Below are 18,567 nucleotides of genomic sequence, written 5' to 3'. Positions count from 1 at the left end.
TGCTTTGGCAAAAAAGAGCGATATTAGACTTTTTTATGTCCTGTAAAATTATCAACATTGGCAAACAATTCTTTCAGTTTCAGCAAAGAATAAATATATTTGTAGTTAGTAAATTTTTTTTCAAATTAAATCTTGCTTATTTATATCTAAATGTAAAACCACCAAAAATATAAAGTTTGTCATTAATAACTGTTGTCGCACTTTCTAGGAGTGGGGTAGGAAGTGGAGCGCCTATCTTCCATAACCTGTGAGGGAGCATCCAATTTTCAAGTGTTTGTGTGATTGAGACCATAATTAATTGTTATAAGTAATTTTTTTGAGCAACTAAAAATTTAATTGTTTTTAGTTTGCTAACCTATAGCTTCAGTAGATGCTGCTTTCTCTTTAATTTTTTCCGCAAATTCCAACATTTTTCCCTTGCTTTTTCTGTAGCTATTTTTAATCGAGTTTGGTCAACTTTCATTTTCTTTCAAAACAGGGATAATTTTTTCCTGATAACTATGGATAATATCTCCCGAATTAGCTGAACTGGGAGGTAATTACAGACTTTATCAGTCTATTACCTCCTTAATAACATAAAAAATAAATCTCAACTATCAATAAAGCTTGGTTAAAGCTGCTTCTACTTTTGGAGGTAAACGGCGCATGATTTTGCCTTTTTCTCGGTCAACAGTTACTAATGTTACTCTGGCTGTAACATATAATTCTTTACCATCCAAAGATTGAATTTGGTAATCCCAGTCTAGTTTGACTCCTTGAGTATTTGTCATGCGAGTCCTGACTGCAACTACCATCCCAAACTTGACCGCTTTGTGATAACGTACTGAAAGTTCTACCACTGGTAAATCGCAACCAAGGTTAACCAACTCAGCATACTCAATACCAATAGAACGCAAACTTTCTATTCGTGCCTCCTCCATCCAGGAAATATAAGTCCCATGCCAAACAACACCAGCATAATCAGTGTGATGAGGATGAACTCGGACTATATATTCAAACCAAGCATCTGATTTCTGAGTAGATTGATTTTCAATCGCACTTGTGGGTAACTGAGATTGAGATTGTTCTGATGAGGCCACTTTACAAAATTTGCTAAAACGCTACATTTCTCAAAGTTATCATGGGTACAGGAGATTTATGCTATTTTTAAACGTTATTATTTGCTGATTCACTCAATTAAAAAATGATAAACAAAATTTTGTTAGCTGTTGCTGGTCGGGGACTATGTGAGCAGATGCTCAATATGTTGATGGACATCCCTTACTTCCAAGTAGCATCTGTGACTGTCTTGCACGTTGTCCCCCCTCAACCTAGTGCAGAAGGTATGTCTGCTAAGTTAGAAGAAGGTGGAAAAATCCTGGCAGAGGCTGTTCAATCTTTAAAAATAGATCCAAAAAAAGTTAATCCCCGACTTAAACAAGGAGACCCCAAGGATATTGTTTGTCAAGTAGCTGATGAAGAAGAATCTGAACTAATTATTATGGGTTCCCGGGGCTTAGGCAAACTGCAAGCTATTTTGGAAAATTCTGTTAGTCAATATGTTTTCCAGTTAACTTCCCGTCCAATGCTACTTGTGAAAGACGATATCTACGTTAAAAAAATCAGGCGGGTGATGGTAGCTCTAAATTCATCAGAAGGAGGAAAAAGTTCTCTACAGTTGGCTATTTCCTTAGTGAATCAAATTCCTGGGGGACAATTAATTTTGAGTCATGTTAAGAAAGATCCCAGTGGAAAATCAATGCAAGATTATACTGCCGATGCAGAAAAAGACCCTGTTGTAGCTGAAGCTGCAGCAGAAGCAAAAAAAATGGGTATTCAATATCGCTGTGTTGCTGCCAGTGGTAAACCTGGTCCAGAAATTTGTAAAATTTCCCAGGATTTGAATGTAGACCTATTGATATTGGGCTCACCAGACCGCCGTCCATCCAGTGCTAAGAATCTTGTGGACCTTGATAAACTATTAGGAAATTCTCTATCGGATTATGTGCGAGTTTATGCCAATTGTCCTGTATTGTTAGCTCGCCAGAGTGCTAGTTAGACAAAAACGGCAAAGTAGGAGGACAATTTTTCAAATTATGCTCCTACTCTGAGTGTGTAAACTGCTAAATTTTTAGCTTTCGTTGTTGCCAGTTTGAATATATAAAATGATTAAGAAAACGGCTGGCACAAATATGAACAAAATGGTTGCCACAAAGCCTAAATCATTAACTGCCATGATTAACCCACCTTGAATTGAAAAAAACCACAAGGTTAAGAATACCATTATTTGCTATTTGCGCTTTGGTTTTGTTTTAATAGTTACAGGACCGTTAACCATGGTTTGACAAGCTAATCTATAAGAAGGGGGTTTCTTCTTCAACTTTTTTTCTTCCACTGGAGTACGGGGTGAAAGATTTTCCAGACCTTCAACAACCTCTACAATACAGGTACCACATTGTCCATAGCCTCCGCAATTCATCATTTTTCCTGTAAAGGTGTAGAGGTCAATGCGGTTTTCTAGAGCCTTGATTCTTAAATTTGCTCCATCAGCAGCAATTATTTCCTGGTTTTCTTGTTCAAATTTGATGTTGGCCATTATGAATTATTAACTTATATTGAGATTGGTAATTCTAAAAAAATGTTAACTAATGTTGAGAAGTTTAACTTGTTCTGGTGGAAGAAGACAGAAAGAAAAAAAGCTTATTATATAGTATCCAGATAATTAGTTATTGTATGACGAGAGGAGTCAGGAGTCAGTAGGAAGATAAGGATGAGAGTTGGAATTATTCTGGGGATATTCCGGAATTTTATGTCTGCATTGAATGGAAGTAGAAAGTGCGATAACTGTATAACCGGATTTTATATTAGAGAAGAATCAGAGCAACTTTGCTTTGCGTAACCTTCAGAAATTATACTAAGGCTATTTGAGCAACCCTTGCCCTTGTAGGGACATTCCATAGGTTTATTCATTCTTTTTTCACTAAATAATTAGCTTTAATTCTCCTATCCTCTACGTTCTTGACGTTCCCTACCAGAATCTATGAGAAGCGTAATATCATCTTTGGATAATCTAGCGATCAAAATTTAAGAATTAGAAAATAAGGCAGCAACAACTCCTTCCTACTCAACTCTTTCCTGCTCTTTTCCTTTCTTCTCCTGAGGACTAAGGACTGAGGACTGAGGACTGACTCCTTAAGGAGTATCTGACAAATCTCCACCTGGAAGATTACTAACAGCTCGCTGCAGCTCTGACAAAGAACGATTATAGTCAATAATTGCAGTTAGCAAATTATTCTCAGCTCTGGTCAAGTCTGTCTCAGCATTAATAACCTCCAACTGAGTTCCCACACCTGCTTGAAATCTTAATCGCGCCAAACGTAAAGCCTCTTTGGCCTGTTCCACGCCTAATTCTGCTGTAGAAATATTCTCAAAACTGGCTTCCAAACCAAAAAAGGCTTGTTCAACTTCACGACGAACCTGATTTCTAACTTGCTCAAACCGATTTTCTGCAATATCTTGATCTAGAATACTCTGTCTAGCCGCCGCCCTAGCTGCACCACCATCAAAGAAATTCCATCTAAAGTTGAATCCTACTGTAGTTCCATCAGCCCAACCCCTGGCTGCAAAAGGACTTAAGTTATCAGTAGTTAACGCCAACACATTGTAAGTGGCAAAGAAATTTAAGCTTGGCCTGATGGCTGAGAGAGCTAATTTTCGTTGCTCATCGCTTAAGTCTCTTTGTACCAACTGCTGTTCTAACTCAGCTCGGTTTTGAAAAGCAGACACAATTGTTTCATCTAAAGATAGAGGCCAAGACCCTGCTGGCTCAATTGGGTCAGCAGCCGTTAAATTGATTAACTGACTTATATTCAATCTTTCCACTAAGCGACGTTGAGCAGTACGCTGGTCTCGAAATGCATTTGTCAGATTTTGTTGTTCGTTTGACAATGTTACTTGAGCTTGCAGTACATCAAACCTAGTTCCAACTCCAGCTCTTTCTAAAGCTTCTGCATCCTCTAAACTTTTTCTAGCGTTAGCCACAGCAGCTTCCCCAATTCTGACTCGTCCATCTGATTCTTGTAGATCGTAGTATTCATCAGATACATCAAAGCGTAATTGTTCTGAAACTCTTTCTAACTCTAGTTCTCGGAGGTGCATTTGTTCTCTAGCAATTCCAATTCTAGCAGAACGAGCTTTACCAAGGCCAAGGTCATAGTCAAATCGAAATGTATTTTCAAAAGTTGTGACTGGGAAATTTTGAATATCTGTGTCTATAAACTCTGTACCTCTACTTTCTGCAAGTCGTTGTTGAGCTTTTGCCTGTAAATCTCCAGAGGCACTTTCTGTACGTTGTAGGGCTGATTCAAAAGTTAGACTAGGCCACAAAGCGGCTTGAGCCTCTCGCATACTTGCTCTACTTCTTTCTACTTCTAATTGAGCAATTTCTATTTCTGGATTATTGCGTCTGGCTAAATCAATGGCTTGTTCTAAAGTAATTGGTATGGTTTCTTCTATCTGTACTTCATCGGGGGTAATTGGAAAGTTTAATGGGTTAGAAGATTTTGGTTGAATTTGAGGGGGAGGATTTGTTTGCAAGGTTCCATCTGGTACTGGTGGAGGAAAACTTTCTGTTGTTTGTTGAACAATGATAAAGCCAGTATCTCTTGATGAAGGTTTTTGATTTTCTACTCTGGCTAAATTAGGAACAGTATTGTTGTTTGGAGTTTGATTGAGACCTGTGGTTATCTGGGCTGATTTTTTCTGTGTTGAAGTATTCCCAAAAGTAGGTGGATTATGAATTGTTGTGGCTGAATTTCGATTATTTCTACCGGGCAATCTTAGGGGATTAGTTAAGCCTAATGCTTGGGTTTCAGTCTGTGCTAAGTCATTGACTGTTTCCATTATCGGTGCTCGATTGATGCTTGTCATTACTCGGTAAGAATTTCCTAGAATTGAATTTCTTTCTGATGTTGTTTTGGGGTTATTTGTTTCGTTTTCTTGATTCGGTTGTAAATTTGTCTGAAATTTTGCTGTTTCAATTTTAGGATTTTCTGCTTTTGGTTTTGACTGTAATAAATCTAATAAACGAGAATTTGATTTCTCTAACTCAACCAAATTTTTTGATTCTACATCAACTTTTTCAGCCCCTTTACCAGCGAGAGTAATTGACTGTTGAAATTCTGTTCCTTTACCCAGATTAATTTCCGTTTTTACCTCAGAATCATCTGAATTTGACTCTAATAAATCTAATAAACGAGAATTTGATTTCTCTAACTCAACCAAATTTTTTGATTCTACATCAAATTTTTCAGCCCCTTTACCAGCGAGAGTAATTGACTGTTGAAATTCTGTTTCGTTACCCAGATTAATTTCCGTTTTTACCTCAGAATCATCTGAATTTGACTCTAATAAATCTAATAAACTAGAATTTGACTTCTCTAATTCAGCCACATTTTCTGAATTTACATCAACTTTCTCAGTACCTTTACCAGCCAGAATAATTGACTGTTCAAATTCTGTTCCTTTACCAGGACTAACATCTGCTTCTCTGTGATAATTATCTGAATTTGACTGTAATAAATCTAATAAACTAGAATTTGATTTCTCTAACTCAACCAAATTTTTCGATTCTACATTAAATTTTTCAGCCCCTTTACCAGCGAGAATAATTGACTGTTGAAATTCTGTTCCTTTACCAGGACTAACATCTGCTTCTCTGTGATAATTATCTGAATTTGACTGTAATAAATCTAATAAACGAGAATTTGATTTCTCTAATTCAACCAATTTTTTTGATTCTACATTAAATTTTTCAGCCCCTTTACCAGCGAGAGTAATTGACTGTTGAAATTCTGTTCCTTTACCAGGACTAACATCTGCTTCTCTGTGATAATTATCTGAATTTGACTGTAATAAATCTAATAAACTAGAATTTGATTTCTCTAACTCAACCAAATTTTTCGATTCTACATCAAATTTTTTAGCCCCTTTACCAGCGAGAGTAATTGATTGTTGAAATTCTGTTTCGTTACCCGGATTAATTTCCGTTTCTACCTCATAATTATCTGAATTTGACTGTAATAAATCTAATAAACGAGAATTTGATTTCTCTAATTCAACCAAATTTTTTGATTCTACATTAAATTTTTGATTCTTGTTAGCTGCAAAACTACGATTAATATTTTGTTTAAATGGTAATACTGAGGACGAAACATTTTCTCCCTTTCTATGGGATTTTAATTCGGTCAATAAACTACCTGTATTTTCATATATATGTTCAAATTTTTTTAAAGATGAAATAATCTCTTGATTAGGTTTTGACTTAGGTAATTGTTTATTAATATTGACTTTTGAGTGTCTTGTTGATGGTGCTTTTGTACCTAATGAAGGAGCATCAGAATTTGAATTTAACTTTTCTAATAAACTGCCTTGAGGTCTTGATTGAGTAATATCCTCTAAAGAATCAGTATCTGACTTGACTTCTTGAGTTTCTGTTACCTCAATAGATTTTTCTTTGACCTCTTGTGGGTCTAAAATAGAATCTTTAGGAGTATTACTTTGGGAGTGCATAGGTGGTGGGGCAGTAGACCCCTGTCCCGCATTTGAAATAACTACTCCGATCGCTCCTACTACCAATACATTACGAAAAACACTCATGGATTTTTTTATTCGTCTCCAAGTCCAACTGATATTTTAAACTAACGAGTCAACTGCTTTGCCAAAGTCAAAAGTTGAAAATTCAATTAGCGATCGCCCATAGCAGTCAAAATTAGTTCTTCTACTCCTGCCACTGGCCAAATAGGTTTCTTCAGCCGCTCTGCTAATTCTTCTAGGGTCATATCATCCAAAAATAGATTATCTCCTGGTTTGAGCATGACTGAGGGTAAAATAATTCCTTCCCCTAAGTCTCGTCCTTGTAAACCATCTAGCAAATCTTGGCCTGTTAATAATCCAGTGACACTAATACTTTGTCCCCAATAGTTGCTTGATAAGGCCACCATATTTACTTCCAGTCCTTCAATTTGATTGAGTCGCTCGGCGATCGCTGCAAATGCTTTTTCTACTGCATTTCCTACTACCCAGGTTAGCTTTCTTTTGGTGCTTAAGCAAATGTTATTGGCTAAAATTTCTTTGACAGCAGCTTCAAATTGTGATATAAACTGGCGAATTGAACCAACTCCATTGCCAATTTGAGGATAATCTTCATATTCTGAAGCAGGGGGCAGGTCTCGACGGCCAATCAAAAACCATTCGTCAGCTAACCAGATGCAATTAGTCCCAGATGTCTGTCTCAGTTTAGCTTGAATTTCTTGGACTTGGTCTATGACTTCCTCCGCTTTTTCAGTAGTGACGGGTATTAGTTCATCTGAACTAGGGCGAAAGCGAGTTAAACCCACTGGTACAACTGCCACAGATGCTACTGCCGGAATTTCCCCAGTATGAAATTTTGCTAAATCTAATAATGTGCGTTCCAGATGAATACCATCATTAATTCCCGGACAAACTACAACTTGAGCGTGTATTTGCAGTCGCCGTTGTTGAAACCACTGAATTTGTTCGAGTATTTTACCTGCTCTGGAATTTTTCAGCAGGCGTGATCGCAATTCTGGTTCAGTAGCATGGACAGAAACATAAAGTGGTGAGAGTCGCATTTGTTCTATTCTCTCCCACTCCCGTTGTGGAAGGTTAGTTAAAGTCAGGTATGAACCGTAGAGGAAACTGAGACGATAGTCATCATCTTTTAAATAGAGAGTTTCTCGTTTACCTGGTGGTTGTTGGTCAATGAAGCAAAACGGACAACGGTTATTACATTGAATTAAACCATCGAACAGAGCGGTAGAAAATTCTAAACCCAAGTCTTCATCGTAGTCTTTTTCGATTTCAATGTGGTGAGTTTTGCCTTTAGCATCGATGACCTCTATTTCTAGATATTCGTCAGCACAAATATATTGATAGTCGATCAAATCTCGTGGTTGTTGTCCGTTGATAGAGGCGATCGCATCTCCAGGTTCAAAACCTATTTCGGCAGCGATGGAGTCGGGGATAATTTTAGTTATTAAGGCAGGTTTGATAGAAGTTTTACTCATGTTACCAAGGAACAAGGAAGAGGGAAAAAAGAAATAAGGAACAGGACTTATATAGAATCCGGTTGAATAGTTATTGTATAGTTGGGAGTAGGGGAGTGGGGGAGTGGGGGAGATTAAAGGCTTGAAGTAATTTAAGAAATTATCAACATATACTGTATAACCGGATTCTATATTACGGATGATGAACGAGTTTTAGGCATTAGCTTTTACCATTTCTGTACCGGAATGCTCCGCAAACAACTAGCCTCTTGCAGAGGAACTGCGTTAACAGCTTTTAGGGGCGAATGGCCATTTGCTGGCGCATAACTATCGTTAACGCCCCTACTTGGGTTTAAATCCCCTTCTAAACGTTTACTGCTGAGTGCTGACCCTAAATTCAGGTTTTCCTTTTTCGCTTCAACAATCACGATTATTGGAGCTGTTATGATTAACATTTCCGCAGATTTCGTGATTAAAAAGTCACAACTTCCGCTTAATCCTGTTTCTGGTTCGACTGTAAAATCTATGCCTGAAAATATATTAATTTGTTCTTGATTTTGTCTTTTGATATCTATTAATATTGGCGCAATTATCATTTCCGTTTGCGGAGCATTCCGTCAGGAAACGAGCTTTTTCACTATTACTTGCCAGGGCGATCGCTACGTTATAGTTCAGTATTTCTGTTAATAATTTACTTGGTTGTAATGGCGATATATTTGCAAAATAGTTTTGTTCTTCTCTTATATTAATTTCAAAAGTTTGTTTAATTTTTTCTAATGTAAAATCGCTGTAAGACATTTTTTCTTAAATACCTAATAAGTAAGATATATAGCGCTGCGCGCAGGCAACAGCTCATCTGGCAACAGCTCATTTGGGGGAATAAATTGCCTATAATATAAGATTTTAGCTATTGGACAATTCCTGTAATTTGCAAATATGCAAGTGCACATTGCTATAAAAATTAATAGAGTTGTCGCTAAATAGATGGAAAAAATCGCTCAAATTAAGACACAGTAATAATTCCAGAATTTTTGAATGGAAATTGCTAAAATCCTTACATGATAAGGGTTTACCAGTTTTTTATAGTTATAAAGCGACAAGTCTAATTGGTAGTGGTGCATTGTAATGGTATAACCAGTGGGAGCATCTTGCTCCCGTTATAATTATTTTTGGGTTGTCTTGCTCGCTAACCTGTGAAGATATATATTTTTTAATTTCTCCCCACTCCCCTACTCCCCTACTCCCCTACTCCCCCACTCCCCTACTTCCTCGAAATAGATGAGTATGTTGAGGACTATAAAGACCAGAACGCCCTACTTTTTCCACTTTCTCCAACGCCGGACTAATCACATAGAGCGTTGTTCTGACTAATTGTTTCTCCTCAGTAACAACTGCCATTTTCTCTAAAGGTACAACCCAAATCTGTTCATCAGGCCATCCCAAACGATAGCATATTCCAATAGGTATTTGAGGCGAGTAATGTTCTATCAACTTTTGTTGTGCTTCCCAAACATGACGAGCGCTCAAATACAAACATAAACTCGCTCCGTGAGCAGCCAAACTACCCAACTCTTCACTAGAAGGAACTCCTGTAGCTTTTCCACTAATCCTAGTTAATATGATTGTCTGCACCAACCCAGGTACAGTCAACTCCACTTTTAACTTAGCTGCTGCATCCTGAAATGCGCTAATTCCCGGCACAATTTCAAAATCAATTTCTGCCTCTGCCAAAAGCTGCATTTGCTCATAAACCGCCCCATACAAACTTGGATCTCCAGAATGGAGACGCACTACAGAACAACCTTTTTTCACTCGGTCTATCATTAAAGGCAGAATATCTTCTAGAGTTTTATTTGCCGTTCCAATAACCTCAGCATCAGGACGTACAACTCGTAACATTTGCTTAGGTACTAAAGAATCTGCATATAGAATTACATCTGCTTTCGCCAAGAGATTATAAGCTTTCACCGTTAATAGCTCGGGGTCTCCTGGACCTGCCCCTACAATGTAGACTGCTGGTTCAAGACTTTCTGTATTATTCATTTATTATATTAGTCAAAAAATTTTCTTCAGTATTCTGTGATTTTTCCTGATGTTAGTACCTATATTCAGAGAAAAGGAATGGTAGATGGACCCTGGTATAGCTCTGGACTTACTGTCTAGAGCTTTTTTTATCTTTTCTTTTGCGAGTTTAATACCAAGCGTGAAAAAATAATGTTACAAACTCTAGTTATAGGGAACAGGGAACAGGGAACAGGGAACAGGGAACAGGGAACAGGGAACAGGTAAAAGAGATTCGTCGCAAACATTTATCAAACTGGTATAATACCTCACCGTCAACGCAGGGTCAATTTATTGTCACGCTTAGAAAAATTGTATCCTCAGGACTTATGCAAATTAACCTTTGACACGCCATATGTAGGGGTGAATGGCATTTGCGCTCCGCAAAGCTCCAAATAGCGTCCTCACTTGATTTAGTGTCCGTGCGTAAGTCCTCATTCTTTGAAATTTCCTAAATCTTGCTAGAATTAGTTAACCAAAAATATAGAGTTGTAAATATTCTCTGATGACAAAGAATTAGCCCTGCACCGTCAACAGGGGTGGTGAAAATTGTTTGGGGCAATAAGAAACGAAGTAGGATGTCAAAGACTATCGCCATGCAATTTTTCCTTCTTACTTCTGCCTTCTGCCTTCCCCTTCTGCCTTCTGCCTTCTGCCTTCTGCCTTACTCATTACTAGCATTTCACTCTTTCTGTGTCTGTTCCTCCCTATACTTATTCTCTGAAGGCCATATATCAGGTAAAGGTCGCTTCAACAAATATAGCCAAGCCAAACCTGCTAACCCCAACAAAATTCCAGCTAAACTCACAAATTGGGCAATTCGCAGTGGCCCTAACATCAAACTATCAGTCCGTAATCCCTCAATCCAAATTCGTCCACTACTATAAGCTGCCATATAAACAAGAAATAAAGTCCCTACTTTAAGTCGATATCTACCCCGCAAATCTCTAAAAAATAGGAATAGTAATAGTCCAAATACCATCAAATTCCATAGAGACTCATATAAGAAAGTGGGATGAAAATAATCAAAATTTACTAATTCCGATGGACGACGTTCTGGAGGGATATATAACTTCCAAGGTAAATCAGTGGGACTACCAAAAGCCTCAGAATTGAAAAAATTACCCCACCGACCGATAGCTTGTCCCAAAATTACAGAAGGAGCCACTAAATCTGCCAATTGCCAAAAAGAGATTTTATTAATTCTGGCAAAAATTAAAGCAGCGATCGCTCCACCAATAATTGCTCCATGAATTGCAATACCTCCTTTCCAAATTGCAATCATATCTATAGGATTTTGTTGGTACTGTTCCCACTCAAACAGAACATAGTACAACCTTGCTCCAGGAATTGCAGCTAATACCAACCAAACCACTAGATCACCTAATAACTCAGGGTTAACATGACGGCGTCTAGCCAAATATTGGGAAAGAGTAACTCCGATTAATACTGCTGTGGCAATTAAAAGTCCATACCAACGGACTGCCAAAGGCCCCAATTCAAAAATAATTGGACCAGGAGAAGTAAATTGAAAGCCTAAAGGCAATATGGGAATCTCTGTTATCATAAATTTACATAGAAAAATCACTTATAAGAATACCTTAATAGCTAAAAGTCAAAAGTTAGAAATTTTGATAAATATAGCGATCGCACAGCATATAGTTAAGTAATATTATGTCCGGTTGAATAGTTATAAATAACGAGAGAGGAGTCAGCAGGGAAGAAGAAGGAGCAAAAGGAGAAAATTGTTTCATCACTAATTATCCGGACATGATATAAATAGTTTTTCCCTTTCAATGCTGACTGCTGATATGAAATCTGGTTATATCAAATCCGTTTAATTGGACATCAAAAAAATCTTCAATCGTCATAACTACCATCATCTTTGTAATTCTTTCTCCTCCTGACTCCTGTCTTCTCCTCCTGGGAGGGGGAGGGGCGAGGGGTGGGTTGACTCCTGAGGACTCCTAACTTAACCATTCTATGGCTGTTTAACCGGATTTGATATTATACAGTTATCGCACTTTCTACTTCCATTCTAATGCAGACATAAAATGCCGGAATATCCCAAGATTTTTGGCGTTGCTGAGTGGTAATGATTTTGAGATTAACTTTGGGCGCAAAACATCAGTTTTTCAATTTTACCTTCAGCTAATAGACATCTCCAAGAATCAAAAATCAATATCTATATCCCAAAGAAATTATCAATTCTTTACCCCTACAGCAAAGCTGCCTACTGCCTACTCCCTATGCGTGGTGTAGTCTACCCAAATGAAAACCGCTGTCAAGCTAAGACAACGCAAGATTTTTCCTTCTTTCTTCTTCCTTCTGCTATACATTGATATTAAAAAAGTAAACCCCTCAGCTTGATCATCAGCACTTCTAAAGGCTAGCTAAGGGGTATAAAACTATTCCAGAAACTGACTAGCTAATGGGTTGTTCTATCATTTACTAAATTGCCAAAGTTGTCGAAATAATGGAATCTGATTAACTAATATATTTCTTGTTGTTAATTCAAAGTTTTAGAATCTGAATTGAGTTCTTAATGTACCGACCCAAAGAGTGTCATTATCCTCAATGTGGTTAGGATTTGTAATCACAAATACACCGGGAGTAATAGCGATATTGTCGTTCATTTGGAAGCGATAAAAAGCTTCAATATGTATAGAAGTATCATCATCCTTCAAATCATCATTATCACCACCATCGGTAACAATTGGTGGTACACCAACAATAATACCTCCTAGACTTCCTTCTTTCAGTAGGTCTGGGAAAGCTAAAGTCAAAGCACCAGTAATAATAGTGATATCATCAGTATCATCATCATCTTCAGGACGGGCAAATGAAGCACCACCCCAGCCACCTATTTGAAAGCCATCAGTAACTCTCCATTGAGCCTCAAAGTTAACAGTATCTGCGGTAGTTGGTGTACCCTCAAAAGGGTCTCTGGCCAGAAAACTACCTGTACTTCCGGTCAAGTTCACATCGTCTTTCGGATGATAGGTACGCACATAACCCAGTTGAAAAGCTATTTTATCGTTTGGCTCAATCGTAAACTGGCCAAATCCACTAAATCCACCATTAAAAGCACCTCTACCTTCTCGAGGATCTTCAGGATCTGGTGCAGCATAACCCACAGTTACCTGAATTGCATCACTGAAGGAGTAGGCAAATTTGACACCAGCATCAGAAGGAGCACGATAATAAATAGGGTTGAATCGTCCAAATCTAGAAACAGCACCAGCACCACTACTTTCTAGAGGTGTGATAGTTCCGATAAAGTCATCAAGACCATAACCGTTAGCGGCTATCTCTACTTCACCTTTACCATTCAGTACAGGAAAACGATAGGCCAACTTGTCAATGGAAATGGTATCATCCGGACTGCTATCTGTAGCTAAACGAGTCATTAAACTATTGGTCAAATCTCCACCGCTATAGTTAGGAATGTTATTAGCTTGTAGACGAGTTCTTAAACGGTCTTCTCCTGTGAAACTGGTATCAAAGTTCAAACGAACCCGATAACCAAAGGTTGTCTGAGTTTTGTCATTGTCTGACTGTGATACACCACGGCCTCCAGCTCTTTCTCCCCAGGTATCGCTCAACCAAAACAAAACCTCTCCGTTAAGTTTGGTAGTAGTGGAGAACTGATTATTTTCTAGTTCTGCGGTTCTAGCTTCTAGAGCATCTACTCGTCCTCGCAAAGCAGCTAATTCTGCTGCAAATTCCTCTTGTAGTCTTTGTAAAACTGCTAAATCTTCTCTGGTTACTAGGTCAGAAGTTGCCGCTGCGATTAATTCTGTAATTCGGTCTAAACAAGAATTCAAACCTGCTGCAAACTCAAAACGGGTCATCGCTCGATTTCCCTTATAAGTCCCATCAGGATAACCTGCGATACAACCATAACGCTCTACCAAGGATTGTAGTGCTTGGAATGCCCAGTCTGTAGGTTGTACATCTGATAACTGAGTTACAGATGTTACCTGATCGAGTGAATCTCCATCTTCCAAGTCTGATACTGCCACTGGTGCCAATGAAGGGTCATCCATGGGCATTGAGCGAATATCTATTTGAGCTATTTCAAAGGAAGATGCGTTTTCTATCGTACTTTGGGCTAAGTTCTGATTTACAGAGTTTTCGCCACTTCCTAAAGTCTGTGGAGGAGCTTCAGCAGCGATCGCCGAACCTGCCATTAATAATGCTGCGCTAAAAACACTAGGACTGTGTTTTAGAGTTTTCCAGATAAGTCTTGTCATATTTACTAATCCTCACACCAATTTGGACTGAGCCAGGAATACCTAACTTTATACTGACATCTGCTTGATAAAACTGATACAAAGCGTCACATTAAGTGACCATCTGATGTTTACTTCCTGCTTCTACCGGAACTGTCGGCAGCACTCCGTCCACAGGCATTTTCATGTCGGCGATAGCCGAAACGGTTAAGCTAACCGCATTTCTCCCTCTTTATACTTGGGTTCAAATCACGGTCAATGGATATAATGATGGCAAATGAGCTGCAAACCTCGCAATATCATGTTACGAGCGCTGTTTCAGTCTCTATGTGGGCTATAACCACACTGAGGACATTGAAACTTTTTATTTCCACCTAACTGCTCCATAAAAATGATATAAAACGTCATATAGCGACATTTTAATCTTCACTTCCTGCTTTCCTACGGAATGCTACGCAAACAACTGAGGCCGTCGGCGGTTACTCATCCACAGGAGTCCACGGCCAATCCGACCGCATCTCTACTTTTGTTTTGATATATCAAGACTAGGGCGTTATATTTATTTGTTTTTGTTTTACAAAAAAACATTTGAATAAGTCTTAATATTTTTTTTTGATCTTAAGTTTTAAATGGCCAACTGCAAAAGTCGTTTGACAATGTTAGAGATTGGTTTACTGATTAAGCGATACTGTAAGCTAATTTCCAGCCTTTGAGGAAGACGTGAGGATTTATTTACAAAAAGCTCAACCATTATTCCTTTCTCTCTATCACAGTTTAGTTATTTTGTCTATATATACAATTTGTTTACAAGGGATGAGCTGAGAATGCCACCTTAGAAATTAGATTTTTGTTTGATTTGTAAAAATTACGGTCTCGTGGCAAATTTTACACCTAATTTGGTAATTTGCAACCTAATTTTCAGAGTATTTTTTTCAGGAAAACAAGCCGAAAACTAAGCAGGGAATAGATAGTAAGACAAACTGATAGTAAAATCTGAAATCAATATAATAATCTAACCCACATTCCGCACCACAAAATGTAGTATCGAATCAGGAGTCAGGAGTCAGGAGAGCTGGAGACAGAATTTTAGAAGAAAATCATAGCTGCCGTGATTGAGTAATCATGTATAGCAAGTATTTATGCGTAAATTTTTTACTCGGAAGCATGATCAACGAAAAAAGTAATTGAGATGATTTGCATAGTATAAATACCTGCCAAGCTACGGATTCATATACTACTTTTAATACTACAAATTGACGTGCGGAATGTGGGATCTAAAATTAGAAAATCATTCGATCTAACGACCCCCTGCTCACCACTTATCATTTTTCAGTTTCTCAATTTCTATTTAGGGCTTACTGATTAAATCTAAAAGCATTGACAGGTAAAGGATTTAGCTTTTTTACAGCGAAAAAAGTGCAACTTTTTTAAGCTTGAGCGACCAAAAAGTTAGGATAAAAGGCAGAATAATTGCAGAAAAATCAAGGGATAATATCATGTCCGGTAGCATCGGAGCGTGTATAAAATTAAGGTGACAATAGGATAAAACCTTCTGCCTCCTGCCTCCAGCATAGCTGCCTTCCTTCCAGCAAAGTCTAATTATTCAACCGGACATGATATAAAATATCCGACTACCTCCTCTAAATTCTCCATTCCTCCTGACTTCCCCTCCTGGGAGGGGGAGGGGCGAGGGGTGGGTTGACTCCTACCTCATACCAAAAGACTTATTCAGCAAACCCTATTTAAGTAATCGATGTTGAATCTAATCGACGAATAGCTACAACTGAAGGTTTCGGAGGATCGTTAACTTGTTTAGTTGGCCAGTTAGACCCCATAGGCACGGTACGAGTCTGGACTAAATCTGAACCATCAGTAGTTTTCATTGCCAACTGACGAGTTTCTGAAGCCATATTCTGGCGAATGCCGTTATATTCTCCTGGATGTTGAATAGCTAAAAACAACGTTTTCTGGTCTTTGGTAAAGAAAGGCCCACAAGTTTCACTTTCTGTTGGCGCTATTCCAAATAAATAAGCTTCTCCAGCATTAGGACCAGAAGTGGGAAGATACCAGATAGAATTATTACCAAATAAACCACAAAGAGTAGGTTGGTCTATAGGTTTGCCATCCTTACCCATTCGATTCATTGGCACTGTTTTGTTATGCTTACTGGTACTAATATCTGTCACCATCCACAGATTACCCTGTTGATCAAATTCTAAATTGTCAGGATTAGAAAATCCTAGTCCACCCTCCATAGGTTCGCCCCCAGTAGCAAACATTTCCCAACTAAATGTCATAGCATCTGGTTGATTATCATCCTCAGTCAAACGCATAATCCAACCAAATTCGTAAGCTTCATCATCCTGGCCTTTAAATATACGTTTGTCTGGACTACCATCAGATTTACTGGGAGACCCGGAGGTAAAGGCAATAAATAAGTTACCATTTTTATCTACCTGAGTATCTTCGGGACGTGCTGTACAAGTAACGCCAGCAGCATTAGCAGCTAGATGAGCATCAATGAGAATAGCTCCTTGTTTCTCGTCCGCATTACCTTCATACAAGTCCCCCAGAGTTTTATATTTCTGTTTGAACCTTTCTACTTCTTGAGCAGTTATCGCTTTGAAGCTACCACCATCAGGTCTTTGGGGTAGATTAATCATATTGTTAACATGGACTTGTGGTAAATCTGGATTCACAGGAGTATCAGATTGCAGAGGAATCCAACTACCTGTACCATCAGGATTAAATTTAGCGCCATACAACATCCCCTCTGTCAAAAGTTGAGAGTTAGCTTTATCAGTGGGGTCTTTCACTGTACCTTTACTCACAAATTTATATAGATGGCCGCTACGGCGATCGCATCCGGAATAAAATGCTAATGGTTTATCAGTTTCTACCCTAATACCTACTGCTTCGTGGCGATAACGACCTAACCAAGTATGTTTTGTACCATAGTCGTCAGGGTTAGCTGGGTCTACTTCTACCATCCAACCATACTTATTACCAGCTAAACCAAATACACTTCCCAGACCAGCGACTCCTCTTTCACCAATAAAGAGGGATTTTTCTCTGGTCGGGTCAACAGAAGTACCATCAGGATATACTGCTTCTACTACATAATTTTGAAAATTTTCTTCGGCACTAAATACTGTTCCCCAAGGTGTAGTGCCGCCTGCACAGTTAGCAAAACTACCTATAATGCGATCGCCTAATTTATCATTATAACCTTTGCCTTTTTTATTAAAAACTGCTACTGCTGGTCCTGTTGATTTTAAATAACGCCCGTCTTCTAATCCTGAAATACCTGTTATTCTGCGGTCAATTTTTGAATTTGTTCTTACCCATTTTCCATCAGGTTCGCGACGTATGGAAATTACACCTATTCCCATATCAATCATTGCTTCTTTAGCTGTTGCAATAATATTTTGTTTCAGGGAATTTTCAAGTAATTCTGAAGAATTAATTCCTGATTCTCCTACCTGTCTAAATGCTGTTGCTAATTCTGTAAAAGGCAAAGATTTACCAATAACTGCTTGATAAGTTGTTACCCAAGGCAAAGGACTAATATATTCAAAGTTTATGGTTAATAATCCTTCATTTTCACCTGTTTCAATGTAGGAAATATAGTCGTTATTGTAGCCAAAACGTGAATCACCTATTTTGTCGCCCCATGACCCAATAACATCATAAGTAAAACCTTCTGGAATTATTAAATCATCTACTACTTCGTAATTAGTATAATTTTCTATTTTGAATTCTTGATTATTTGTTGTTAAAGGCATTGGACCTTTAACTGGTTGGAAATTAATATTCTTGGTAGAAGTTCCACTAATTGGAGATTTTTCAATTGTTGGAGTAGATGATTGTTTTTGACAGGAACTAAGGGTTATTGTTCCTGCGGTAGCTCCTAGAAATATAAGGAATTCTCTACGTTTAAGGTTCATAGAAAAAGTAATAAGTTTGACGTTTTTTAATATAGCGTCGATTGATACTTTTTGGAAAGGGATAATTAGGCATAGTATGTACTCTTTTCTTTTTTGTAGTAGATTTTTTTTCAACAGCATTAAATGGATATTATCTGTAACTTTGTTTGGGGACTTAGGTTTAAGGCGGTTGAATTTCATTTTTCAAGTATATGTATATCAAGGCTTCTGTTCTTTTATTGCGTATGTCGCAATAGTCATTTTGGGCTTTTTCTAAAAAACAATGTTTTACTTGCTGGA

Annotated in this window: 13 protein-coding genes; 1 reads left to right on the top strand and 12 read right to left on the bottom strand. The window is 38.0% G+C overall.

What is annotated here, in order from left to right:
* Positions 1-136: 136 nt before the first annotated feature.
* On the bottom strand, positions 137-292 hold the full coding sequence (locus tag F6K06_RS03905) for a hypothetical protein (RefSeq protein ID WP_161564717.1): 156 nt from the start codon (positions 290-292) through the stop codon (positions 137-139).
* A gap of 304 nt (positions 293-596) precedes the next feature.
* The gene (locus F6K06_RS03900; protein ID WP_124147324.1) at positions 597-1,079 is read right to left on the bottom strand and encodes a thioesterase family protein; all 483 of its coding nucleotides are present in this window, start codon (positions 1,077-1,079) and stop codon (positions 597-599) included.
* Between the two features lie 104 nt (positions 1,080-1,183).
* Between F6K06_RS03900 and F6K06_RS03895 the strand changes: the two genes are divergently transcribed.
* Positions 1,184-2,038 carry a universal stress protein gene (locus tag F6K06_RS03895; protein WP_287239203.1) on the top strand — a complete coding sequence of 285 codons (855 nt, stop codon included), beginning with the start codon at positions 1,184-1,186 and terminating at the stop codon, positions 2,036-2,038.
* Positions 2,039-2,110: 72 nt separating this feature from the next.
* Here the strand turns inward: F6K06_RS03895 and psbM are convergent, their stop codons facing one another.
* The 10 genes from psbM to F6K06_RS03845 all read right to left on the bottom strand — a co-directional run bounded on the left by psbM (position 2,111) and on the right by F6K06_RS03845 (position 18,288).
* Positions 2,111-2,215 (bottom strand): photosystem II reaction center protein PsbM, encoded by a 105-nt coding sequence (psbM, locus tag F6K06_RS03890; RefSeq protein WP_124147322.1) that lies wholly within the window; start codon positions 2,213-2,215, stop codon positions 2,111-2,113.
* 54 nt (positions 2,216-2,269) lie between these two features.
* Positions 2,270-2,575, bottom strand: a complete 306-nt coding sequence (locus F6K06_RS03885) for a 2Fe-2S iron-sulfur cluster-binding protein (protein ID WP_287239205.1) — start codon at positions 2,573-2,575, stop codon at positions 2,270-2,272.
* Positions 2,576-3,171: 596 nt separating this feature from the next.
* The gene (locus tag F6K06_RS03880) at positions 3,172-6,636 is read right to left on the bottom strand and encodes a TolC family protein (RefSeq protein ID WP_287239207.1); all 3,465 of its coding nucleotides are present in this window, start codon (positions 6,634-6,636) and stop codon (positions 3,172-3,174) included.
* 86 nt (positions 6,637-6,722) lie between these two features.
* Positions 6,723-8,066 carry a TIGR03279 family radical SAM protein gene (locus F6K06_RS03875; protein ID WP_124142992.1) on the bottom strand — a complete coding sequence of 448 codons (1,344 nt, stop codon included), beginning with the start codon at positions 8,064-8,066 and terminating at the stop codon, positions 6,723-6,725.
* Positions 8,067-8,272: 206 nt separating this feature from the next.
* Complete coding sequence (locus tag F6K06_RS03870) at positions 8,273-8,641, bottom strand: hypothetical protein (protein ID WP_287239210.1); 369 nt, start codon at positions 8,639-8,641, stop codon at positions 8,273-8,275.
* Positions 8,586-8,843 carry a hypothetical protein gene (locus F6K06_RS03865; RefSeq protein ID WP_287239212.1) on the bottom strand — a complete coding sequence of 86 codons (258 nt, stop codon included), beginning with the start codon at positions 8,841-8,843 and terminating at the stop codon, positions 8,586-8,588. Before F6K06_RS03865 ends, F6K06_RS03870 begins: the two co-directional genes overlap by 56 nt.
* Positions 8,844-9,290: 447 nt before the next feature.
* Positions 9,291-10,088, bottom strand: a complete 798-nt coding sequence (gene cobM, locus F6K06_RS03860) for a precorrin-4 C(11)-methyltransferase (protein WP_287239214.1) — start codon at positions 10,086-10,088, stop codon at positions 9,291-9,293.
* Positions 10,089-10,788: 700 nt separating this feature from the next.
* Positions 10,789-11,673 (bottom strand): prolipoprotein diacylglyceryl transferase, encoded by an 885-nt coding sequence (lgt, locus tag F6K06_RS03855; RefSeq protein ID WP_124142989.1) that lies wholly within the window; start codon positions 11,671-11,673, stop codon positions 10,789-10,791.
* 955 nt (positions 11,674-12,628) lie between these two features.
* On the bottom strand, positions 12,629-14,362 hold the full coding sequence (locus tag F6K06_RS03850; protein ID WP_287239216.1) for an iron uptake porin: 1,734 nt from the start codon (positions 14,360-14,362) through the stop codon (positions 12,629-12,631).
* A gap of 1,721 nt (positions 14,363-16,083) precedes the next feature.
* Complete coding sequence (locus F6K06_RS03845; RefSeq protein WP_287239218.1) at positions 16,084-18,288, bottom strand: PhoX family phosphatase; 2,205 nt, start codon at positions 18,286-18,288, stop codon at positions 16,084-16,086.
* Between the last annotated feature and the right edge of the window lie 279 nt (positions 18,289-18,567).

Source organism: Okeania sp. SIO1H4, assembly GCF_010672695.1.
In the GTDB taxonomy this organism is placed as follows: Bacteria; Cyanobacteriota; Cyanobacteriia; order Cyanobacteriales; family Microcoleaceae; genus Okeania; species Okeania hirsuta.
The sequence above is the reverse complement of the archived record's forward strand: the minus strand, read 5'-3'. Positions and strand labels throughout refer to the sequence as shown.